The sequence below is a fragment of the Micromonospora sp. NPDC005257 genome (assembly GCF_042872445.1).
Lineage (GTDB): Bacteria > Actinomycetota > Actinomycetes > Mycobacteriales > Micromonosporaceae > Micromonospora.
On record NZ_JBIAKL010000002.1, the window covers coordinates 64,082 to 86,724 of the forward strand.

At 72.0% G+C, this 22,643-nt stretch carries 19 protein-coding genes; 6 read left to right on the forward strand and 13 right to left on the reverse strand.

The window, feature by feature from the left end:
• Positions 1 to 142: 142 nt before the first annotated feature.
• Complete coding sequence (locus ACFYO8_RS03765; protein WP_354870662.1) at positions 143 to 496, forward strand: chorismate mutase; 354 nt, start codon at positions 143 to 145, stop codon at positions 494 to 496.
• 66 nt (positions 497 to 562) lie between these two features.
• Here ACFYO8_RS03765 and ACFYO8_RS03770 read toward each other — a convergent pair whose 3' ends face one another.
• From ACFYO8_RS03770 to ACFYO8_RS03800, 7 genes are all read right to left on the reverse strand, one after another.
• Entirely contained in the window at positions 563 to 1,579 is a 1,017-nt protein-coding gene (locus ACFYO8_RS03770) for a dipeptide ABC transporter ATP-binding protein (RefSeq protein WP_354870660.1), read from the reverse strand.
• Positions 1,572 to 2,600, reverse strand: coding sequence for an ABC transporter ATP-binding protein (locus tag ACFYO8_RS03775; RefSeq protein WP_354870801.1), 1,029 nt, complete (start codon positions 2,598 to 2,600; stop codon positions 1,572 to 1,574). The genes ACFYO8_RS03770 and ACFYO8_RS03775 overlap by 8 nt, the downstream gene beginning before the upstream one ends.
• 25 nt (positions 2,601 to 2,625) lie before the next feature.
• Positions 2,626 to 3,609 carry an ABC transporter permease gene (locus ACFYO8_RS03780; protein WP_354870657.1) on the reverse strand — a complete coding sequence of 328 codons (984 nt, stop codon included), beginning with the start codon at positions 3,607 to 3,609 and terminating at the stop codon, positions 2,626 to 2,628.
• 75 nt (positions 3,610 to 3,684) lie between these two features.
• Positions 3,685 to 4,611 carry an ABC transporter permease gene (locus tag ACFYO8_RS03785; RefSeq protein WP_354870654.1) on the reverse strand — a complete coding sequence of 309 codons (927 nt, stop codon included), beginning with the start codon at positions 4,609 to 4,611 and terminating at the stop codon, positions 3,685 to 3,687.
• Between the two features lie 144 nt (positions 4,612 to 4,755).
• A complete protein-coding gene (locus ACFYO8_RS03790; protein ID WP_355094257.1) occupies positions 4,756 to 6,399 on the reverse strand; it encodes an ABC transporter substrate-binding protein in 1,644 nt (547 codons plus the stop codon).
• A gap of 582 nt (positions 6,400 to 6,981) precedes the next feature.
• Positions 6,982 to 7,659 (reverse strand): response regulator transcription factor, encoded by a 678-nt coding sequence (locus tag ACFYO8_RS03795; RefSeq protein WP_354870650.1) that lies wholly within the window; start codon positions 7,657 to 7,659, stop codon positions 6,982 to 6,984.
• Between the two features lies 1 nt (position 7,660).
• Positions 7,661 to 8,911, reverse strand: coding sequence for a PspC domain-containing protein (locus tag ACFYO8_RS03800; protein WP_354870799.1), 1,251 nt, complete (start codon positions 8,909 to 8,911; stop codon positions 7,661 to 7,663).
• A gap of 176 nt (positions 8,912 to 9,087) precedes the next feature.
• Here ACFYO8_RS03800 and ACFYO8_RS03805 point away from each other — a divergent pair, with 176 nt between their 5' ends.
• From ACFYO8_RS03805 to ACFYO8_RS03815, 3 genes are all read left to right on the forward strand, one after another.
• A complete protein-coding gene (locus tag ACFYO8_RS03805; RefSeq protein ID WP_354870647.1) occupies positions 9,088 to 10,935 on the forward strand; it encodes a PspC domain-containing protein in 1,848 nt (615 codons plus the stop codon).
• Complete coding sequence (locus ACFYO8_RS03810; protein ID WP_354870816.1) at positions 10,932 to 11,330, forward strand: hypothetical protein; 399 nt, start codon at positions 10,932 to 10,934, stop codon at positions 11,328 to 11,330. Before ACFYO8_RS03805 ends, ACFYO8_RS03810 begins: the two co-directional genes overlap by 4 nt.
• Before the next feature lie 154 nt (positions 11,331 to 11,484).
• Positions 11,485 to 12,732: a phosphatidylserine decarboxylase gene (locus tag ACFYO8_RS03815; RefSeq protein ID WP_357711102.1), complete on the forward strand. Its 1,248-nt coding sequence runs from the start codon at positions 11,485 to 11,487 to the stop codon at positions 12,730 to 12,732.
• A 57-nt stretch (positions 12,733 to 12,789) separates the two neighbouring features.
• Here ACFYO8_RS03815 and ACFYO8_RS03820 read toward each other — a convergent pair whose 3' ends face one another.
• The 3 genes from ACFYO8_RS03820 to ACFYO8_RS03830 all read right to left on the reverse strand — a co-directional run bounded on the left by ACFYO8_RS03820 (position 12,790) and on the right by ACFYO8_RS03830 (position 16,038).
• Positions 12,790 to 13,704 (reverse strand): CDP-alcohol phosphatidyltransferase family protein, encoded by a 915-nt coding sequence (locus ACFYO8_RS03820; protein ID WP_354870643.1) that lies wholly within the window; start codon positions 13,702 to 13,704, stop codon positions 12,790 to 12,792.
• 345 nt (positions 13,705 to 14,049) lie between these two features.
• The gene (locus ACFYO8_RS03825; RefSeq protein ID WP_354870640.1) at positions 14,050 to 14,961 is read right to left on the reverse strand and encodes an NUDIX domain-containing protein; all 912 of its coding nucleotides are present in this window, start codon (positions 14,959 to 14,961) and stop codon (positions 14,050 to 14,052) included.
• A 129-nt stretch (positions 14,962 to 15,090) separates the two neighbouring features.
• Positions 15,091 to 16,038, reverse strand: coding sequence for an NUDIX domain-containing protein (locus ACFYO8_RS03830; RefSeq protein WP_354870637.1), 948 nt, complete (start codon positions 16,036 to 16,038; stop codon positions 15,091 to 15,093).
• A 144-nt stretch (positions 16,039 to 16,182) separates the two neighbouring features.
• Between ACFYO8_RS03830 and ACFYO8_RS03835 the strand changes: the two genes are divergently transcribed.
• Entirely contained in the window at positions 16,183 to 16,560 is a 378-nt protein-coding gene (locus ACFYO8_RS03835; protein ID WP_354870634.1) for a PspC domain-containing protein, read from the forward strand.
• Positions 16,561 to 16,566: 6 nt separating this feature from the next.
• On the opposite strand, the gene guaA is transcribed toward ACFYO8_RS03835, so the two are convergent.
• Both guaA and ACFYO8_RS03845 read right to left on the reverse strand, forming a co-directional pair.
• Positions 16,567 to 18,123 carry a glutamine-hydrolyzing GMP synthase gene (gene guaA, locus ACFYO8_RS03840; RefSeq protein WP_354870631.1) on the reverse strand — a complete coding sequence of 519 codons (1,557 nt, stop codon included), beginning with the start codon at positions 18,121 to 18,123 and terminating at the stop codon, positions 16,567 to 16,569.
• An 80-nt stretch (positions 18,124 to 18,203) separates the two neighbouring features.
• A complete protein-coding gene (locus ACFYO8_RS03845; protein ID WP_354870628.1) occupies positions 18,204 to 19,886 on the reverse strand; it encodes a GMC family oxidoreductase in 1,683 nt (560 codons plus the stop codon).
• Between the two features lie 139 nt (positions 19,887 to 20,025).
• Here ACFYO8_RS03845 and ACFYO8_RS03850 point away from each other — a divergent pair, with 139 nt between their 5' ends.
• Positions 20,026 to 21,126, forward strand: a complete 1,101-nt coding sequence (locus tag ACFYO8_RS03850; RefSeq protein WP_355014822.1) for an LCP family protein — start codon at positions 20,026 to 20,028, stop codon at positions 21,124 to 21,126.
• A 3-nt stretch (positions 21,127 to 21,129) separates the two neighbouring features.
• On the opposite strand, the gene ACFYO8_RS03855 is transcribed toward ACFYO8_RS03850, so the two are convergent.
• Entirely contained in the window at positions 21,130 to 22,587 is a 1,458-nt protein-coding gene (locus tag ACFYO8_RS03855) for a M1 family metallopeptidase (protein ID WP_355014821.1), read from the reverse strand.
• Positions 22,588 to 22,643: the final 56 nt, after the last annotated feature.

Consider the following 22,643-nt stretch of genomic DNA (forward strand, 5'->3'; position numbering starts at 1 on the left):
TACTTTTACTACGGCACCGGGAGTCCGGCAGCCGTGGGTCGCGCCTGATCACTGACCTGCGAAACGCCCCGGGCTCCCCAGAGCCCGGGGCGTTTTCGTTCCGGGATCCGGGTACCGGGCCCGAGCCCCGAGAGGGACGACGATGATGACTGACGTGGTGGAGCCCAGCGGCAGCCTGGCGCGGCACGACCGGCCGGCCGACGGCGCCCCGACCGGGGCCGCCGCTGCCCGGACCGGCACCGACGACGCGGCGGCGGCGGAGCGGATCGGCGAGATCCGGCGGCGGATCGACGAGATCGACCGTACGCTCATCGCGCTCTGGCAGGAGCGGGCCGCGCTCTCCCAGGAGGTCGGCGCGACCCGGATGGCGTCCGGTGGAACCCGGCTGGTGCTCTCCCGCGAGCGGGAGATCCTGGAGCGGTTCCGGGCCGAGCTCGGCGCCGACGGCACCCAGCTCGCGCTCCTGCTGCTGCGCGCCGGCCGCGGCCCGCTGTGACGGCTGTGGAGACGACGAACCGCCTGCCTGCGTCGTAGTTGACGCCGGCAGGCGGTCCGGTTCGGATCAGGCCACCTCGTGGGTGACGACGATCTCCCGCTTCTCCGCGAAGTGGCAGGCGCTCGGGTGATCCGAGCCCGGCCGGATCTCCAGCAGCGGCGCCTCCTGGGCGCAGATGTCCTGCGCCTTCCAGCACCGCGTGCGGAACCGGCAGCCCGAGGGCGGGCTGACCGGCGAGGGCACGTCGCCCTGGAGCCGGATGATCGCCTTGCTCTCCCGTACGGTCGGGTCCGGCACCGGCACCGCCGACAGCAGAGCCTGGGTGTACGGGTGGGTCGGCCGCTCGTAGATCTCGTCCTCGGTGCCGATCTCCACCATCTTGCCCAGGTACATCACGGCGACCCGGTCGGACAGGTGCCGCACCACGGACAGGTCGTGGGCGATGAAGACGTAGGACAGCCCGAACTCGGCCTGGAGCTTCTCCAGCAGGTTCATCACCTGGGCCTGGATCGAGACGTCCAGGGCCGACACCGGCTCGTCGCAGACGATCACCTCGGGCCGCAGCGCCAGCGCCCGGGCGATGCCGATGCGCTGCCGCTGGCCGCCGGAGAACTGGTGCGGGTACCGGTTGATGTGCTCCGGGTTGAGGCCGACCAGGTCGAGCAGCTCCTTGACCTTGCCACGCCGGCTGCCGCGCGGGGCCACCTCGGGGTGGATCTCGAACGGCTCGCCGATCAGGTCACCCACGGTCATCCGGGGGTTCAGCGAGGTGTACGGGTCCTGCATCACGAGCTGGATCTGCCGGCGCAGTCGCCGCAGCGCACCGCCGGAGAGCTTCGAGATGTCCTGGCCCTTGTAGAGGACCGAACCGGAGGTCGGCTTCTCCAGGTTCATCAGCACCCGGGCGAGCGTCGACTTACCGCAGCCGGACTCGCCGACCACTCCGAGCGTCTCGCCGGCCTTGAGATCGAACGAGACGCCGTCGACGGCCTTGACCTGGCCGATGGTCTTCTTGAACACCACACCCCGGGTCACCGGGTAGTGCTTGACCAGGTCACGAACCTCGATGATGTGCTCAGTCACGGTTCACCAGCTCCTCGGCGAAGTGGCAGGCGCTGGCCCGGCCGTTACCCAGTTGCAGCAGCGGCGGGACCTTCTCCCGGCACACCGGCTGCGCCATCGGGCAACGCGGGTTGAACGCGCAGCCCGGCGGGATGTTCATCAGGTTCGGCGGGAGGCCCTTGATGGTGCGGAGCTCCTGGCCCTTCTCGTCCATCCGGGGGATCGAGTCGAGCAGGCCCAGCGTGTACGGGTGCGCAGGCTTGCGGTACAGCTCGTAGACGTCGGCTTCCTCGACGATCCGGCCGGCGTACATGACCGCGATCCGGTCCGCGACGTCGGCGACCACGCCGAGGTCGTGGGTGATCAGGATCATGCCCATCTGCCGTTCCCGCTGCAGCTCGCCGAGCAGGTCCATGATCTGGGCCTGCACTGTCACGTCCAGCGCTGTGGTCGGCTCGTCGGCGATGAGCACCTCGGGGTCCAGCGCCAGCGACATGGCGATCATGGCGCGCTGCCGCATACCACCGGAGAACTGGTGCGGGTAGTTGCTGAACCGGCCCTTGGCGTTGGGGATCTTCACCTGGTCGAGCATCTCGATCGCGCGCTTCTTGGCGTCCGAGCGGCTCATGCCGCGCCGGATGCGGAACTGCTCGGCGATCTGGAAGCCGACGGTGAAAACCGGGTTGAGAGCCGAGAGCGAGTCCTGGAAGATCATGGCGATGCCCTCGCCACGGATCCGTCGCCGCTGCTCGGCGGACTGCTTGAGCATGTCCTTGCCGTGGAAGCGGACCTCGCCGCCGGTGACGAACCCGGGCGGGGTGTCCAGGATGCCCATGATGGTCTGCGCCGTGACGCTCTTGCCGGAGCCGGACTCGCCGAGCACGGCGAGGGTCTCCCCCGCGTCGACGTGGTACGTGACTCCGTTGATGACCTTGGCGACGCCGTCCCGGGTGCGGAACTCCACCCGAAGGTCGTCGACCTCGAGCAGGCGGCCCGAGGGGCGGCCGGATCCGTCGGCGCCCGGCGCGGACTGCTCGGACACGAGAATGTCGGACAACTCAGTTCCCCTATCGGAGCTTCGGGTCGAGGGCCTCGCGGACCGCCTCGCCGAGCATGACGAAGCTCAGCACGGCGGTGACGAGGAACGCGGCGGGGAAGAACAGCAGGAACGGCGAGACCCGGATGTAGTTCTGCGCCTCGCTGATCATGATGCCCCAGGAAACCACCGGGTTCTTCAGGCCGATGCCGAGGAACGAGAGCGTGGCCTCCGCGCCGATGAACGAGCCCACCAGGATCGTGCCGTAGACCAGCAGCGGTGCCAGGCAGTTCGGCAGCAGGTGCTTGAGGATGATCCGGCCGGTGCCCGCGCCCAGGGCGCGGGCCGCGACGATGTAGTCGGCCTCCTTGGTGGAGAGCACCGAGGAGCGCATGAGCCGCATCACCACCGGCCAGGTCAGCACGCTCAGGGACATGATCACCAGGCCCATGATCGTCCACTCGCCGTTGTCGGTGCCGGACCCGTTGAACGTGGTCAGGATGACGATCGAGCCGAGCACGAACGGCAGACCGAAGAAGATGTCCGCGATCCGGGACAGCAGCGCGTCCACCCAGCCGCCGCGGTAGCCGGCGATGATGCCCATCGCGCCACCGACGAACAGCGTCAGGAGGGTGGAGACCACCGCGACCACGATCGAGGCGCGGGCGCCGTAGATGACCCGGGCGTAGACGTCGCGACCCTGCACGTCGTAGCCGAACCAGGCGGAGGAGGACGGTTCGACCCGGCTGCGCTCCAGCGTGCCGTTCACCGCGTCGCCGGAGGTGAACAACGACGGGAAGGCGGCCATCAGGATGAACAGCAGGATGAACGACGCCGAGATCCAGAACAGCGGCTTGCGGCGCAGGTCGATCCAGGCGTCGCCGAGCAGACCGCGGGGCTTGTGCTGCTTCGCGCTCTCCGGCAGGCCGGCGTTTGTGGGCGCGCCCGACCCGGCCTCGGTGGGCATGGTCGCGGGCGGCGTCGTCACGATCGACGCGGTACTCGGGTCACTCATGCCCGCACCTCGTTGCGCTCGGCGCGGGCGTGGTTACCCGCGCAGACTGCTGGGACGATTCGTTCGCTGCGGCGGTCACTCATAGCGGATCCTCGGGTCGAGGGCGGCGTAGAGCAGGTCGACCACCAGGTTCATGATGAGATAGACGAGCACCAACACCACCACGATGCCCACAACGGTAGCGCTCTCCTTCGTGACGATCGAGCGGAGCACCTGGCGGCCGATGCCGTTGATGCCGAAGATGCCCTCGGTCACGATCGCGCCACCCATCAGCGCACCGAGATCGGTGCCGAGCAGGGTGACCACCGGGATGAGCGAATTGCGCAGCAGGTGCACGCCGACCACGCGGCGCATGGGCAGGCCCTTGGCGATCGCGGTACGGACGTAGTCGGCACGCCGGTTCTCGGCGATGCTCGTCCGGGCGACACGCGCCACGTACGCCATCGAGGCGCTGCCGAGCACGAAACCGGGCACGATCAGTTCGCTGAACCGCATCTCGTTGGAGACGGTCGGGTTGATGATGCCCCACTTGACGCCGAGCAGCCACTGAAGCACGAAGCCGATGACGAAGACCGGCAGGGCGATCAGGAAGAGCGTGGAGACCAGGACCAGGTTGTCCAGGAAGCCGTTGCGACGCAGACCGGTCAGGATGCCCGCGCCGAGACCGATCACGGCCTCGATGGTGAGGGCGACCACCGCCAGCTTCAGGGTGTTCGGGTACGACGTGGCGATGATGTCGCTGATTTCGCGACCGCCGAACGTGATACCGAAGTCACCCTGGAGAAGGTTCTTCATGTAGCTGGCGTACTGCACCCAGATCGAGTCGTCGAGATGGTACTTCTCGGTCATCATGGCCCGGTAGTTCGGCGGGCAACCTCGGTCACCGCACTTGCCGGCGAAGGGGTCACCGGGCACGGACCAGACGAGCCAATAGATCAGGAACGTCGTACCGATGAACACCGGCACGAGTTGCAGCAGCCGTCTCAAGAGATAACGGCCCATGGGGTGGTCCTCCAGACAGGGAGCGCCGGGTAGGCCGACGCGACGGCGACAACGTGCGAGGGGTTCGTTGTACACCCCCTCGCGGAACGGCCCCGGGCCGGGCTCACCGGTAGGCGAGCCCGACCCGGGGTCAGACCGTTCGGATCAGAGCTCGACCGAGGTGATGTCGAGCTCACCGACGTTGGACAGCTCCAGCTTCTTGATCTTCTCCGAGTAGCCGGACTGCTGGCCACCGAAGTAGATCGGCATGGTGGGGACGTCCTGGTCGATCAGCTTGACGGCCTCAGCGAACTTCTTGTGGGCCTCCTCGAGGCTGGGGGCCGCGGAGGCCTCCTTGGCGAGACGGTCCACCTCGGGGTTGCTGTACTTGCCGTCGTTCGAGGAACCACCGGTGACGTAGAGCGGGTTGATCCAGTTCTCGACGTCCGGGTAGTCCTGCTGCCAGCCGGCCCGGTAGGCGCCGGTCATCTTGTAGGCGTTGATGTTGGCGCGGAAGACCGCGAAGGTCGGCACGCCGACGGCGACCGCGTCGATGCCCAGGTTGGTCTTGATCTGCTGGGCGACGGCCTCCATCCACTCCTTGTGGCTGGCGTCCGCGTTGTACGACAGGGTCAGCTTGCCCTGGAAGCCACCGGCCTCGGCGAGGAGCTGCTTGGCCTGGTCCACGTCGAACTTGCAAGCGGTGCAGTTGCCCGGCTCGGCGCCCGGGGTCAGCGGGTTGGCCCAGCTGTCGGCCGGCTTGCGGTTACCGAAGAAGATCTTGTCGGTGATCGACTGCCGGTCGACGGACAGCGAGATCGCCTTGCGCAGCTTCGGGTTCTGGAAGCGCTTGTCGTAGATCGGGAAGGCGATGATGCCGGTCGACGGGGTGGTCGTGGGCATGGCCCGCTCACCCAGGTCGGTCTTCCACTTCTCACCGGCCAGCGCGGAGACCGGAACCTGCTGCTGGAAGTCCAGGTTGCCGGCGAGCAGGTCGTTGTACGCCGCCGTGTCGTCCTGGTAGATCTTGACGGTGACGTCCTTGATCTTCATCTTGTCGCGCAGGCTGTAGTCGTCGAAGCGGGACAGCTTGATCTCGACGTCGTCCTGCCACGAGACGAGCTTGACCGGGCCGTTACCGATCGGCTTCTTACCGAAGTCGGCCGGGGCGGCGGAGAAGAACGCGTCCGGCAGCGGCATGAAGGCGCTGTAGCCGAGCTTGGTCGGGAACACGGAGGTCGGCGCGGAGAGCGTGACCTCGAAGTTCCAGTCGTCGACGACCTTCAGGCCGGACATGTCCTTGGCCTTGGGCTCCGGAGCCTTCTTCGGGCCGTCCGGGCCGTCCGGGTCCTCGGTGTAGACGTCGTCGAAGCCCTGGATGTCGGCGAAGAAGGAGGCGTTCTGCGCGCCGTTCGGGCCGTACGCCGCCCAGTTCCAGGCCTTGACGAAGCTCTCGGCCTTGACGGTGGTGCCGTCGTGGAACTTGGTGTTCTGCTTGATCTTGATCTTGAAGACCTTCGAGTCGGTCGTGTCGATCGACTCGGCCAGCAGGTTCTGCGGCGCCCCACCGTTGTTGGGGTACTCGACCAGGCCGCTCCACAGCCAGTCGATGACCTTGCCACCACCGGTCTCGGTGGTGTTCGCCGGAACCAGGGGGTTCTCCGGCTGGGTGCCGTCGATGACGATCGCGCCGTCCTTGTTGGCGCCGACGTCGCCACCGTCGTTGTTCCCGCTGGAGCAGCCGGACGCGACGAGCGCGAATGCCGCGCCCACCGCGAGCGCGCCGCTCGCCCGCTTCGAGACTCTCATTACGAGGGGCCTCCTCTTTCTAACCTGGTTCCGTCGTGAGTTTCACGCACGTCTTTGGGGGGTGACACCACCGGCGGCCCGAACCACAGGACACCGGTTACCGCAGAGGAATTCGGGACACCCCAGGGGTACCGATCCGCCGGGCGCCACACCCTGGACGAGACACCGCGCAGGGTCGGCGACCGCGCGACGACGCAAAAGACGGCGTCGCGTGTTCGACAGGCCCGACGAAGTGCCTCACACCGGGGGGTGAGGTGCTGCCACTGTGACACCAACCGGCCCTTTCCGTGAAGGTGCCGTTATCAAGCCGTTAGTTGGTCGCCGCGTTGCCGATACTTGAGAAAAGATCACAAAGTGTGCGGACGACAAGGCCCTGAACAGGAGGAACGGGCAGCAAGAGGTCGACAGATGTCCCTGCCACAGGAGAGCTGTGACGTTCACCGCGCCGATGCGGCCGTTCCTCGTGGGCGTACGACTGTCGCGTTTTCTGTCCGTCCGGATGATGCCATGCCGACTGAGCGGGCGACGCGACCACCTCGGTGGATGAGGCCGTCGAGGCCGCGCCCAGGGTGGCGGCCGGTCCTAGACCAGCCGGCGGTCGGCGGCCCAGCGGGACAACTCGTACCGGTTCGACATCTGGAGCTTGCGCAACACGTTGGAGACGTGCGTCTCGACCGTCTTGATCGAGATGTACAGCTCCTTGGCGATCTCCTTGTACGCGTACCCCCGGGCGAGCAGCCGCAGCACCTCGCGCTCGCGGTTGGTGAGCTGGTCCAGCTCCGGGTCGGCCACCGGCGCGTCCGGCCGGGAGGCGAACGCGTCGAGCACGAACCCGGCCAGCCGCGGGCTGAACACCGCGTCGCCGTCGGCCACCCGGCGGATCGCGTCGGTCAGCTCCTCCGGCGAGATCGTCTTCGTGACGTACCCCCGCGCGCCGGCGCGGATCAGGCCGATCACGTCCTCGGCGGCGTCGGAGACGCTCAGCGCCAGGAACCGCACCTGCGGGTGGGTACGCCGCATCGCCTCCAGCACCGCGCGGCCACCGCCGTCGGGCATGTGCACGTCGAGCAGCACCACGTCCGGCGCGCTGGCCGCGATCCGGGTCACCGCCTCGGCCACCGAGCTGGCCTCGCCGACCACGTCCACCCGCGCACCCAGTTCGGCGCGGACGCCGGCCCGGAACATCGCGTGGTCGTCGACGAGGAACACCCGCAGCGGCCCGCGCGGCGCCGTACCCTCGACCGGTTCCTGCTCGGACATGTCACTTGTCCCTTTCCGCCGTGGAGCCGGAGCCGCTGATCGGCAGGATCAGCCGGACCTCGGTCCCTTCCCCCGGCTCGGACCGGATCTCCGCCCGGCCGCCGTGCCGCTTCATCCGTCCGATGATCGAGCCCCGGACGCCGTGCCGGTGATTCTCCACCGTATCCGGGTCGAAGCCCTTGCCCCGGTCCCGGACGAACACGCTCACCTGCTCCGGCTCCACCTCCGCGTACAGCGACACGGTCTGCACACCGGCGTGCCGGGCCGCGTTGACCAGGGCCTCCCGGGCGGCGGCAACGATCGCGCCCACCCGCTCGTCGGTCTCCCGGTCGCCGACCACCACCGCCTCGACGGTGATGGCGAAGGTGTCCTCCACCTCGGCGGCGGCCTGCTCCAGGGCGGCCGCGAAGCGCTCGGTGGGCGAGGCGGTCGGCTTGTAGAGCCAGTTGCGCAGCGACCGTTCCTGACCACGGGCCAGCCGCTGCACCGTCTTGACGTCGCTGGCGTTGCGCTGGATCAGGGCCAGCGTGTGCAGCACCTGGTCGTGCACCATCGCGGCCAGTTCGGCGCGTTCCTGCTCCCGGATGCGCCCCTCCCGCTCGGACCGGAGCTGGTTCCAGGTGCGCCAGAGCACCGGACCGGTGACCACACCCACGCCGGCCAGCCCGACCAGCGCGAAGATCACGCCGTTGAGCACCGCGTCGAAGTTCTGCGCCGGGGAGTAGACGGCGGCCACGCCGATGATGCCGACCGCGACGAGCACGCCGCCGCCGATGAAGCGCAGCACGAACGCGCGCCTGTCGCTCTCCTCCACCACCGCGCCCAGCCAGGGCACCGCCGAGTCGCCCCACTGCCGGCGGCGCTCCGGGGCGGCCTGGTGCCAGATGACGCCCGCGCCGACCGCGATGATCGCCACCAGCCAGCCGGCGGTGCCGGCCGCGCCCACCGAGTTGAACGCGACCACCTGGAGCAGCAGCACACCGAGCCCGATCACCACGAACGGCAGCAACTGGGCGAGGTCGCGGCGGGGCGGGGCGGCGGTGTCGCCGGGCCGGGGCGGGACCACCGCCCAGAAGGCGGCGTAGAGCAGCAGCCCGAGACCGCTCAGCCCGAGCAGCACCATGAACGCCACGCGGACCCGCAGCACCGGGATGCCCAGGTGCTCGGCGATGCCCGCGGCCACCCCGGCGGCCAGCCGGTGCTCGGTGGCGCGGTAGAGGCGCGGGGCGTGCGGGGCGGGGGTGCTGCTGATCGGAGGCTCCCAGGTCGAGGTGGGTGTGCCGGCGGCGCCGACGCTCAGATCGTCACACGATGGCGACACCCCGGACCACGGGGACGCCCCGGAGTTTCACCCGCGCCGGATCTCAGGGTGGGGTCAGGGTCGGGTCCGGAGGCTGCTCGGGCGGCCGGGGCAGCAGTATCGAAGCCATGAACGAGGACGCTGCCCGTCCGCCCCGCCCCTGGGCGGCAGCACAGGACACCCCGCCGCCGCCCCCGCCGGGAGCGGCGCCCACCACCGACCAGGCGCCCCCGCCGCCCGGCGGCACGCCGTTCGCCGGTCCGCCACCCGGTGGGTACGCCCCACCGCCCGGCGCCGCCGGCTTCACCACCCGGTACGGCCTGGTACGCCCTCGCCAGGGCCGCTACCTGGCCGGGGTGTGCGCCGCCATCGGCCGGGCCACGAACACCGACCCGGTGCTGTGGCGCGTGCTGCTGGCCGTGCTCGGCTTCTTCGGCGGCATCGGCATCATCGTGTACATCGCCGGCTGGCTGATCGTCCCCGGCGAGGGCGACACCGCCTCGCCGCTGGAGGCCATGCTCGGCCGGGGCCGGTCCAGCATGTCCCCGATCACGGTGATCGTGCTCAGCATCGTGGTGGCGCTCGGCTTCGCCTACGTCGTGACCGACGGGTTCCGGGCGATCCTGCTCGGCGCGGTGATCCTGATCGGCGGCGCGCTCCTGCTCAACCGCGATCAGCGCGGACCGGCGCAGCGCCCGGCTCAGCCGGTGCCGCCGCACGGTCCCCCGCCGGGTCCGGTGCCGCCGGTGGCCTGGCCCGCACCGCAGGCCCCGGCGCCGGGTACCTGGACCGCGGCTCCCCCCGCGGCGCCGTGGACCGGCGCGCCCGCCGGACCGGCCGTGCCGCCGGCACGCCCTGGCACGCTGCCCGCCACCCACGCGGAGCCCGGCTACCCGACGGTGTCCGCGTCCGAGCCCGGCTACCCGACGGTGTCCGCCGCCGAGCCGGAGGACCCGGCGACGTCCGGCGCGGAGCGTGAGCCGGGCAACCCGGCGACGCCGGAGGGCTTCTCCGGGCCCACGACCGGCTACCCGACGCTGCCCGCGCCGGGCTGGCCCGCTGCTGCGGGCACCCGGCCGGCCCCGGCCGAGCCGACAACCGTCGCGATGCGGCACGTGACCGGCGCGGTCGCCGACACCGCCTCCTGGCCCGCGTACGGCGGGAACCCGGCCTGGCCGGGCGCGCGGGACTCGGGCGCCCGGCTGGACGAGCCGGCCGCCGTGCCGCCGCCCGCGCCGGTGGGCGCACCCCTGCCGCCCCGCGGTTACCGGCCGCCGTTCGCCCCGCACGGCCCCTACGCCGGGTCACCGCCCGTCCCGCCCGTCCCGCCACCGGTCCGGCCGCCGCGACCACCGAAGCGGCCCAAGGAGCGCTCGCCGCTCGGCGCGATCACGTTCTCGCTGATCTTCCTGGCGCTCGGCGTGGTGGCCATGCTCGACCTGCTCGACGTCTTCCCGGTCGGCGCCGCCGGCTACTTCGCCGCAGTGCTCGCGACCATCGGCCTCGGCCTGCTCGTCGGCACCTGGTTCGGCCGGGCCCGCTGGCTGATCGCGCTGGGCCTGGTGACCGCGGCGGCGCTCGGCATCGCCACCGTCGCCGAGTCCTACGACCGGGTACGCGGCATCGACGGCAACGTCACCTGGGCGCCGACCGACCTGCGCGACCTGGCCAGCCGGTACGAGAACAACCTCGGTGACGCGACGCTCGACCTGCGCGGCATCGACTTCGACAAGCAGGACGTCCAGGTGACGGTCGACGTGAACCTCGGCAACGCGACGGTCGTCGTACCGCCGAACGTCGACGTGACCACGGTGGCCGACGTGAACGCCGGTGACGCCACGGTCTTCGGCCAGCGCAACGGCGGGCTCGGCGGCCCTCAGTGGGAGACCACCGACGTCGGCCCCGACGGTCCCGGTGGCGGCAAGTTGCGCCTCTACGTCCACGTGAACGCCGGCAAGCTGGAGGTGACCCGGTGAAGGCGCACCGTACCGACCTCGTGTCGCTCGCTTTCGGACTCCTGTTCCTCGGCCTGTCCGTCTGGTGGCTGCTGGCCCGGATCCTCGGTCTCTCCGTACCGCCGGTCGGCTGGTTCCTGGCCGGCGGGCTGGTGGTGATCGGACTGCTCGGACTGGTCGGCGCGCTGCGCTCGGGCCGCGCCCCGGAGCAGCCCGCCCCGCCCGCACCGGAGGTCACCGTCGCCGCGCCGTACGGCTCCCCGGCCGGCGGCACGGCGACGACCGACGGTGCCGACGAATGGGTTACCGAGGCGACCACCGACTCCGCCGAGCCGGCCACCCGCGAACTGCCGCCGCTCGACGAACCGGCCGACGAACCGGTTCAGCAGCGCCGTACGCCGGGGGAACCGGCCTGACCGCGCCACTGCGGCGCCCTTCGGACGCGGCCTATGCTGGTCGGCGGAGATCTCACCTCCGCCGGCCGGCCCGCGCCCCTCGACTCACCGGAGCCGCCGGTCGGGTCGCCGGAGCTGCCCGTCCGTTCGCTATCTCGTCAGGAGCCCGTCCGACATGACCCAGTCCCCCGCCGTGCGCGTCACCGGTCCCTCCGGTGCGGTCCGCATCGGCGAGCGCGCCGCCCGCACGCTCGTCAGCGAGTTCGCCCGGCGCAACGACCCGAAGGCCGGCCTGCTGGTCGGCGCGACCCCGGAGTCCGCGGTGCTGGCCGCCGCGATCGAGGCGCTGCTCCCCGGCGACCGGCTGACAGTGGTGCCGGCGGAGGGCGCCTCGGCGGCGGCGCTGCGCGAACACGTCACCGCGCAGGGCCGCTGGGTCGCCGACCGGGTACGTGTGGCCGACACGCTCGCCGAGGCGGACGCCGCCGCGGTGGTGATCGTCGCCGAGCCGTTCACCGGCACCGCGGAAGAGGCGCGCGCCGCCGTCGACGGGCTGGTGAAGTACCTCGCCGAGGGCGCGGTGCTGAGCGTCTCCGCGCCGCTGTTCCGCACCGAGGGCGCCGACGGCGAGCTGGACCGGCAGGGCGTGCTGCACGGCGTACGCACCGACCTGGTGCTGCGCAACACCCCGCCGGTACGCGTGCACCACCTGCGCTTCGCCCCGGCGCCGGTCGCGCTCGCGGCCTCCCTGTCCCCGGCGTACCGGCCGTCGAGCGTGCCGCTGACCCGGGGCATGCACATCGACTCGAACGGCGTGGCCGCCGCGGGCATCACGCTCGGCCTGGCCGCCCTGGCCCGGGTCGCGCGGCCGAAGTCGAAGCTCTGGCTGCTGCCGGCGCTGGCCGCCGCGCCGGTGGCCGCGTTCTTCCGGGACCCGGAGCGGGACGTTCCCGAGGACCCGTCGGCGGTGGTGGCCTCGGCGGACGGTCGGGTGCTGTCCGTGCAGCGGCTGGCGGACGAGCGCTTCGGTGACGGCGAGTGGCTGCGGATCGCGGTCTTCCTGTCGGTGCTGGACGTGCACGTCAACCGCGCTCCGGTGGCCGGCAAGGTGGTCGACTACTTCGTCGCCGACGGCGGGTTCGTCAACGCCATGAAGCCGGACGCCGAGCACAACGTGGCGGCGTACACGGTGCTGGACACCGACCACGGCGCCGTGGTGGTGGCGCAGCGTACCGGGCTGATCGCCCGCCGGATCGTGCAGCGGGCGCCGGTCGGTTCGCTGCTGGCCCGGGGCGAGCGCTTCGGCCTGATCCGGTTCGGCTCGCGTACCGACGTCTATCTGCCGGCCGACGCCGCGGACCCGCTCGTCGGTCCGGGTGACAAGGTGGTCGGCGGCGCCACGGTGATCGCCCGCTGGCGCTGAGCGCCGGACACGCGCAAGGGGCGCCGCTCTCGCGGCGCCCCTTGCGTCGTTCTCGGATCAGGCGGTACGGCGCTGATGCAGCCAGAGCAGCGGGCCGCTGACCAGGTAGCTCACCACCACGAGGGCGAACGTGAGCCGGATGTCGACCAGCGCGCCCACCACCAGGGCCAGCCAGAGCCACGGCGGCAGCTTCAGCAGCCGGGCGAGCTTGGCGTACGGGAAACTGGACACCATGGCGAAGGCGAGCAGCGCCACGCCAGCCACCATGACCAGGCCGGGGACCGGCACGCCGATGGCCACGGTCAGGGCCAGCACGGCCGCCGCCATGGTGGTCGGCACGCCGCAGAAGAAGCGGCCGTCCTTCGGCGAGACGTTGAACCGGGCGAGCCGGATCGCCGCGCAGGCGGCAACGAGCGCGCAGGAGACCGCGGCGGCCGCCGGGGGCGCCGAACCGGCAAGCGAGGCGTAGACCACGACGGGCGCGGCCAGGCCGAACGAGCACATGTCGGCGAGCGAATCCATCTGCGCGCCGAACGGGCTGGCCACGCCGAGCTTGCGGGCCAGCGCGCCGTCGAGGCCGTCGAACGCGACGCAGGCGATCAGGAAGATCGCGGCGATCTGCACGTCACCGCGCATGGCCAGGAAGATGGCCAGCATACCGAGCATGAGGCTGCTCAGTGTGCACGCGTTGACGAGTGCGAACTTGGCCCGGCGGGCGGCGGTGCGCTCACCCGGCAGGAGCGGGATCGACATCGCCGAGGCCTCGTCGTCGACCGGGGCGGCCGGGGCGAGCGCCGGGCTGACCGGGCGTACCGCCTCGATCTCGGTGTCGAGCCGGCCGTAGCGGAGGCGCTGGCGATCGGCGTAGCGGTGGTCGGGGGTGACCCGGTCGGTCCCCGAGACGGCAGTACCGTCCCGGCGGCCCACTCGGACCAGAAGCACCTGGCGGGCGAACGTGCTGCTGCGGCGCAACCGGCCCGCCCAGCGACGCCCTGCGGGGCGCGGACTGTCAGTCGTACGACGCCGGCGCCATGGGGCTCTCGGCACGTTTCCTCCATCACCGGATCGGCTGACCGCCCTTGGCGGGGCGGGTGTCCGGCTGTCTCGTGCCGGACCTTTCGGGTCCGGCAGCCCATTTGCGGAGTACACCATTGCACAGGGGACAAGGGCTTGGCGATAGCTGCCGACGGTAGTTATATCTCCCCTAACCGCGCGAACCGCTCAACCATTCCCATCTCGGGCTTCATCGCCCGTTTTCGGTGCCAACCCTTCCTCCTGACTGTACCGGAGGTCACCAAGGGCGGCTCGGCGAGCGATTCAGGTCACCCGCCGCACGGTGGCGCGGGCTGCCACATCTGTCATCCGCAGGGTCGTGACCTGCTCCGGGGCGAACCAGGCCGCCCGCGCCGTCGATCCGCCTGCCGACTCGGTCACCACCGCCTCGGTCGGCACGTCCACGCGTACCCGGTAGATCACCCGGACGCCGTGCCAGTCCAGCGGACGACCCTCGGGACCGAGCGCGGCCGGGTTGTGCAGGTTGTCCACAGCGATCAGGTCGACCACCCGGCCCAGTTGCCCGGCCTCCTCGACCAGCTCGCGCAGCAGACCGGCGGCCGGCTGCTCGCCGTGGTCAGTGCCGCCACCGGGCAGGTGCCAGCAGCCCGCCCCGGGGTAGCCGTCGGCGATCATGGTGAGCAGTACCCGGTCGGCGGGGTCGGTGACCAGCCCGTACGCGGCGAAGCGCTGCCGGCGGTCGACGGCCGGCCCGGCCGGGTCGACGGGCAGCCCTCGGGGCATGTCGGCCGGCAGGGGCGACACCGGCAGGCCGAGCAGCTCGGCGGTGAACGGCATCAGCGGGCGGGCGGCGGCCTCCTCGGGCGTGAACCAGCCCACCTCGTCGGTGCCACCGGCCGGCTCGGGCCGCACCCGCCCGCCCCGCGCCTCGACCTCGAAGATCAGCCGATCCGTGTGCATGGCGACGCGCTCGGCGCGGAACGTGGTCACGTCGGCCACAGCGGCCCGGATCACGCCGGGCGCGACGGTCAGGCCGGTTTCCTCGGCGAACTCGCGTACGACGGTGTGGGCCGGGTGCTCCGCGTGCTCGACGCCGCCGCCGGGCACCTGCCACACCCCCGGGCACGGGCACCGCGCCGAGCCGCGCGCCAGCAACACCCGCCCCTCGGAGTCCCGCAGCACCCCGTAGGCCCCGACCCGCCGCCGCTGCTCCACAGCACCCTCCCCCGCCCGCGCCCCCGCGCACTCCCCGCACCCGCCCCGTCGATCATGAGGTTAGCGGCACCGAGGGGGCCGTTTCGCGCCGTCAACTTCATGATCGCCGGGTGGGTGAGGGCGGCGCGGTCAGAGGAGGTGGGCGGCCTGGACTGCTTCGGCTGTCACCTCGGTGAGACGGTCGGTGGGGAGGGCGCCCAGTTCCTCGAGGCGGAACCAGCGGGCCTCGCAGGTGGAGCCGCCGATGTCGGCCACCGTGGGTGGCGCGGGCTGGTCGACGACCACCCGGTAGAACGCGCGTACGCCGTGCCAGTCGATCGGGTAGCCCTCCGGGCCGAGCGAGGCGGCGTCCCGGTGGCTGGCCACGCCGAGCAGCTCGACCAGGCGGCCGGTCTGGCCGGTCTCCTCGACGAGTTCCCGGATCAGGGCCGCGCCCGGCTGCTCGCCGTAGTCGGTGCCGCCGCCGGGCAGGTGCCAGCAGCCGGCGCCCGGGTAGCCGTCGGACACCCGGGTCAGCAGCACGCGCTCCTCCGGGTCGGTCACCACCGCGTACGCGGCGAAGCGCTGCGCCCGGTGCAGCCCGTCCGGGCCGGGTACGGCGTAGAACGAGGGGAACTCGGGCACCTCCTCCGGCACGATGTCGTCGGTGGAGGTGGGCAGGCCCAGGGCGCGCGCGGTGAACGACCGCAGCGGCAGATCCCGGGCCTCGTCGAGGGTGAACCAGCGGGCCAGGTCGGTCGGGCGGTCGACCCGCTCGGTGAGCGTCCCGCCGCGTACCGAGACGGTGTAGAGCAGCCGGTCGGTGTGGATCGTGATGTGCCGCTCGGGCAGCGCCCGCATGTCGGCGAGCACGTCCTGGAGGCCGGCCACAGCCACCGAGAGCCCGGTTTCGGCAGCGGTCTCGCGTACGACAGTGTGTTTGGGGTCCTCACCGTGGTCGACCGCGCCTCCGGGAAGCGACCAGGTGCCGGGGGTGCCGGAGCGCTCCGATGCGCGGACCAGCAACACTCGGCCGTGTGAATCAGCAGAAACTGCGTATGCCGCGATCCTGCGCAGCGGCTCCAGCGAGGTGGTCACGGGAGCAAATTCTCCCCGGAGTGGGTTACCGCGATCGAAAAGAGTCAGATTCCTGACTCTCGGCTGGCGCCTCAGGGACGGTTCAGGGTAGGCGTCGGGGCGGTCACCGAGGTCGCCCGCCGGGACGCGCGCGACCGTTGACACATGACCTTCCCGAACCCCTCCCAGGCCCCGTACAAGCAGCTCCGCCGGCCGGTCAGCGACCGCATGATCGCCGGGGTGGCGAGCGGCCTCGGCCGCTACTTCGCCGCCGACCCCACGCTGATCCGGGTGATCTTCGCGACCGCCACCGTGCTCACCGGCGGGCTGGCCGCGCTCGCGTACCCGATCATGTGGTTCCTGATGCCCGAGGAGCCGGCCGGCGCCCCCGCCTGGCCGCACCCGCCGGGCACCGCGCCGGGCTGGCCACCGGTCCCGCCGGCCGGACCGGTCCCGCCGACCACGCAGGTCACGCCGCGGACGCCGCGCCCCGAGGCCGGACCGCAGACGCCGCCGGACGCCGGAGCGCCGCCCGCGGCCTGAGCCGCGTCACTCCCACTCGATGGTGCCCGGCGGCTTGCTCGTCACGTCCAGGACCACGCGGTTGACCTCGGCGACCTCGTTGGTGATCCGGGTGGAGATCCGGGCCACCACGTCGTAGGGCAGCCGCGACCAGTCGGCGGTCATCGCGTCCTCGCTGGAGACCGGGCGCAGCACCACCGGGTGACCGTAGGTGCGGCCGTCGCCCTGCACCCCGACGCTGCGGACGTCGGCCAGCAGCACCACCGGGAACTGCCAGACGCCCCGGTCCAGACCGGCCGCGGTCAGCTCCTGCCGGGCGATCAGGTCGGCCTTGCGGAGCACGGCGAGGCGCTCCTCGTCAACCGCGCCGATGATCCGGATGGCCAGCCCCGGCCCCGGGAACGGGTGCCGCCACACCATCGCCTCGGGCAGGCCCAGCTCCAGGCCGATCGTGCGGACCTCGTCCTTGAACAGCGTGCGCAGCGGCTCCACCAGTGAGAACTTCAGGTCCTCGGGCAGGCCGCCGACGTTGTGGTGGCTCTTGATGTTGGCGGTGCCGGTGCCGCCGCCGGACTCCACCACGTCCGGGTAGAGCGTGCCCTGCACCAGGTATTCCACGTCGCCGTGCGCGGCGATCTCCCGGGCGGCGGCCTCGAAGACCCGGATGAACTCCCGGCCGATGATCTTGCGCTTCTGCTCCGGGTCGGTCACCCCGGCGAGCGCGCCGAGGAACCGCTCCCGGGCGTCCACCACCTTGAGCTTGATGCCGGTGGCCGCCACGTAGTCCTTCTCGACCTGCTCGGCCTCACCGGCGCGCAGCAGCCCGTGGTCCACGAACACGCAGGTGAGCTGATCGCCCACGGCGCGGTGCACGAGCGCCGCGGCGACCGCCGAGTCGACGCCGCCGGAGAGGCCGCAGATGACCTCCTTGTCGCCGATCTGCTCCCGGATCCGGGCGACCTGCTCGTCGATGATGTTCGACGGCGTCCACGTCGGTTCGATGCCGGCGATGTCGTACAGGAAGCGGGTCAGCATCTCCTGGCCGTGCGCGGTGTGCCCGACCTCGGGGTGGAACTGCACGCCGGCCCGGCGGCCGGCCACGTCCTCGAACGCGGCGACCGGGGCGCCCGCCGACTCGGCGGTGACGGTGAAGCCGTCCGGGGCCTCGGTGACGCAGTCTCCGTGGCTCATCCAGACCGGCAGGTCGGCCGGCAGGTCACGCAGCAGCACCCCGGGCTCGGTCAGGCGCGGGCGCAGCGGGGTGCCGCCGTACTCGCGGTTGCCGGTGCGGGCGACGGTGCCGCCGAGCGCCTGGGCCATGGCCTGGAAGCCGTAGCAGATGCCGAAGACCGGTACGCCGGCGTCGAACATCCCGGCGTCGATCTGCGGCGCGTCCGGGGCGTAGACGCTGGCCGGGCCGCCGGACAGGATGATCGCGGCGGGGTTCTTCGCCAGCATCTCGGACACCGGCATGGAATGCGGGACGATCTCCGAGTAGACCTTCGCCTCGCGGACACGGCGCGCGATGAGCTGGGCGTACTGGGCTCCGAAGTCCACCACGAGGACGGGGCGAGGCGTGCTCATGTGCGCAAAGCCTACCGACAGTCACCGGCCGCGCGGACGCGCCCCGGCGGTGTGGCGGGATGAACCTGGCGGCAGCGCGCTCAGCGCAGGGCGGCGGGGGCGTGCGCGGGGACGGCGGGCCGCTGCGGCGCGACCGGCGCGACCCGGGTGTACGCCGACCCGAGCGCCGGACGCGGGTCCACCTCGCCCTTGTTCGGCCAGTACGACATGGCGCGCTCGGCCTGCGCGGTGATCGTCAGCGACGGGTTGACGCCGAGGTTCGCCGAGACCGCCGCGCCGTCCACCACGTGCAGCCCCGGGTGGCCGTACACCCGGTGCCACGGGTCGACGACCCCCTCGTCCGGGGTGGCGCCGATCACCGCACCGCCGAGGATGTGCGCGGTGACCGGGATGTTGAACGGCTCGGTCACCGCACCGCCGGGGGTGCCGCCGATCTCCTCGGCGAGCAGCCGGGCTGCCGTGTTGCCGGCCGGGATCCAGGTCGGGTTGGGATCGCCGTGGCCGGGGCCGGAGACCAGCCGGCCCCTGCGGTAGCGGGTGGTCAGCGAGTTGTCGACCGACTGCATGACGAGCGCGATGACGGTGCGCTCGGACCAGCGGCGTACCGACAGCATCCGTGCCGCCACCGTGGGCTGCCGGACGATGCTGCCCAGCCAGCGCCGGACCCGGTGGGGACCGCCGTCGACGAGCAGCGACTGGAGCAGGCCCATCGCGTTGGAGCCCTTGCCGTAGCGGACCGGCTCGATGTGGGTCTGCGGGTCGGGGTGGAAGGAACTGGTGATCGCCACCCCCTCGGTGAAGTCGAGGCCGCGCCGGCGGGCCGCGCCGGGCGCCACCGAGGCGCCGAGGATGGCCTCGGAGTTGGTCCGGGTCAGCTCGCCCAGCCGGGGCGAGAGCGCCGGCAGCGTGCCGGTCGCCTTCATCTTGTGCAGCAGCCGCTGGGTGCCGAGCGCGCCGGCCGCGAAGACCACCTGGTCGGCGTGGATCACCTCGCGCCGCTTGCGCAGCCAGGCGCCGGTGCGCTCGATGTGCACCGCGTAGCCGCCGGCCGGGTCCGGGTGGACGGCGGTGACAGTGGTCAGCGGGTGCACCCGCACGCCGAGCCGTTCGGCCAGCCAGAGGTAGTTCTTCACCAGCGTGTTCTTGGCGCCGTGCCGGCAGCCGGTCATGCACGACCCGCAGTGGCTGCAGCCCGTGCGGTCGGGCCCGGCCCCACCGAAGTACGGGTCCGCCACCCGCTCGCCGGGGCGGCCGATGTGCACGCCGACCGGCGTCGGGTGGTAGGTGTGCGCCACCCCCATCCGCTCGGCCACCGCGCGCACGGCCCGGTCCGCACGCGTGTCGATCGGGTACGTGGTGACGCCGAGCATCCGCTTCGCCTGGTCGTAGTGGCGGGCCAGCTCGTCGCGCCAGTCGGTGATGTCCCGCCACTGCGGGTCGGTGTAGAACGCGTCCAGCGGCTCGTAGAGCGTGTTCGCGTAGACGAGCGACCCACCGCCGACCCCGGCGCCGGAGAGCACCAGCACACCGCCGCCGGCCTTGCGGTCGGCCGAGCGCAGCAGCGTGATCCGCTGGAGCCCGAAGCAGCCGAGCCGGGGCGCCCAGAGGAACCGCCGCGCCCGCCAGGAGGTACGCGGGAACTCGTCGTCGGCGAAGCGCCGCCCGGCCTCCAGGACCCCTACCGAGTAACCCTTCTCGGCCAGCCGCAGCGCGGTGACGCTGCCGCCGAACCCGGAACCGATGACGACCACGTCGTAGCGCATGGACGCATCATTACCGACCGGTAGCTATAGCGCCAACGAGGCTTTTTCGCACATCATGCAGAGCGCTCGACCGCCGGGAATCCCGCCGTTGCAACCCGTGGGCCCACCTGGCGCGTCGAATCCACGGGGAGGAACGGACGTGACGAGACGACGCCTGCTGGGCCTGGCCGCACTGGTGGCGGCGCTGCTGGTGGCCACCGGAGCGGTGGTGACCACCCGGCTCGTGGCGAACCGGCCCGCCGCACCGGTCGCCGGCCCGACCACCCCGGCCCCGGCCTCACCCACGCCCGCCCCGACCACCGCCAGCCCGACGCCGCCGCCCGGGGCAGAACTGAAGGGCCCGCTCAACCTGCTGCTCGTCGGCGTGGACACCCGGGTCAGCATCCCCGGCTGGGAGCCGCACGCCGACGCCGTGCTGCTGCTGCACGTACCGGCCGGGCTGGACCGGGCGTACCTGTTCTCGCTCCCCCGCGACCTGGTCGTGGACATCCCCGCCTACCCGAAGGCCCGCTACCCGGGCGGCCGGACCAAGCTCACCCACGCGATGAGCTACGGCAGCCGGGTGCCGGGCGACAAGGGCAACCCCAGCACCGCCCAGGGGTACGAGTTGCTGCGCGCCACCGTCTCCCGCTACACCGGCCTGCGCATCGACGCCGGGGCGGTGATCACGTTCGGCGGCTTCGACAGGCTGGTGGACACGCTCGGCGGCGTGGACCTCTACGTCGACCAGCAGGTCGCCTCCCGCCACCGCCGCCCCGACGGCACCATGCGGACCCTGACCGGCGGCGGGTACACCGGGCCGCAGATGGTCTACGAGAAGGGCACCCGGCACCTCACCGGCTGGCAGGCACTGGACTACGCGCGGCAGCGCTACACCGCGGGCGGCGACTACACCCGGCAGCGGCACCAGCAGCAGCTGCTCCGCGCGCTGGCCCGCAAGATCCTCGCCCAGGGCACGGCCCGCGACCCGCAGCGGGTCGAGCAGGTGGTGGCCGCGCTGGGCCGGACCCTGGTGTACGCCGGTGGCGGCCGGAAGCTGATCGACTTCGCGTACGCCCTGGGTGGCCTGCCGGCGGACCGGCTCACGCTCGTCGTGCTGCCCGGCGCCGGGGTGGGCAGCGGCGGCGCGTACCGGGGTGAGCAGCTCAAGCCGCTCGGCCGCGACTTCCTCACCGCGCTGCGCGGCGGGCGGGCCGACGCGTTCCTGGCCGCCCACCCGTCGCTGCGCGTGAAGAACTGACCCCTACAGCGGCTTCGGGGCGGGCGGACGCTCGGTGCCGTACAGCCACGGGTCGAAGACCTTCGCCAGCTTCTTGCCGGAGATCCGCTCGGCCAGCGCCGTGAAGTCGGCAGTGGTGGCGTTGCCGTTCTTCCGCTCCGCCGCCCAGGTGCGCAGGATGGCGAAGAACGCGACGTCGCCCACCGCCACCCGCAGCGCGTGCACAGTCATCCCGCCCCGGTCGTAGACCGAGCGGCTGAACAGGTCCGCCACGCCCGGCTTGCCCGGCGGCGTACGCCACACCTGCCCGCCGGCGTTCGCGTACTTCTGCTCGAACGTGCGCTGCACGGTGGTCGAGCCGTCGTGCTCGGCCCACAGCCACTCGGCGTACGTGGCGAGCCCCTCGTTGAGCCAGATGTCCTGCCAGCGCTGGATCGACACGCTGTTGCCGTACCACTGGTGGGCCAGCTCGTGCGCGACCACGCCGGTGTTGTCGCCCCGCTGGAAGAAGCTCGCCGAGTAGACCGGCCGGCTCTGCGTCTCCAGCGCGTACCGGATCCGCTCGTCGGCGATCACCACGCCGCCGTACGCATCGAACGGGTACGGCCCGAAGACGCTCTCCAGGTAGTCGGCGACCTCGACGGTGCGCGCGACGGACCGGTCCGGCGCGCCCTGCGCCACCTGGGTGGTGACCGCGCTGTAGACCGGCCGTCCCTTGTGCCGTGCGGTGGTGATCCGGAACTTCCCGATCGCCACCATGGTCAGGTAGCTGGCCGTCGGCGCGGTCTCCGACCACTTCCAGGTGGTCCAGTCACCGCTTGTCGTCTTCCCCTTCGGCACGCCGTTGGAGATCGCCGTCAGTCCCTTCGGGACGGTGATCTCCATGTCGTAGGTGGCCTTGTCCGACGGGTGGTCGTTGACCGGGAACCAGGTGCTCGCCGACTCCGGCTGCCCGAGCGCGATCGCCCCGTCGGCGGTGTGCAGCCAGCCGCCCTCGCCGAGCGACTCGGTACGCAGCGCCTCCGGCCGGCCGTCGTACCGGATCTCGGCGGTGAAACCGTTGCCGGAGGTCAGTCCGACGGCCGGGGTGACCACCAGCTCGTCCTCGGTACGGCTGTGCCGGGCGGCGGCGCCGTCCACTGTCACCGACCGGACGGTCAGCCCGGCCAGGTCCAGATTGAACGCGGACAGGTCGGCGGTGGCGGTGGCCCGCAGCGTGGTGGTGCCGCCGAGCTTGTCCGTCTCCGGGTCGTAACGCACCTTCACCGTGTAGTGCGCGACGTCGTACCCGCCGTTGCCGTAGCTCGGGAAGTACGGATCGCCTGCGCCGGCCCCGCCCGGCGCGAAGCTGCGCGAGGTCGCGGGCGCGGGGCCGGCCGGGCTCGCGGGACCCGGGTCCGGCTCGGCCGAACCGCAGCCGGCCACCAGCACCGTGCCGCAGACCAGCAACCCGAGCCGTCGTCGTGCGCCGCGCCGCGTCATCGCCTCGATCCCTCCCGGGCCCGTTCGGCGGCCCCGCCCACGGGCCGCTCCGACCG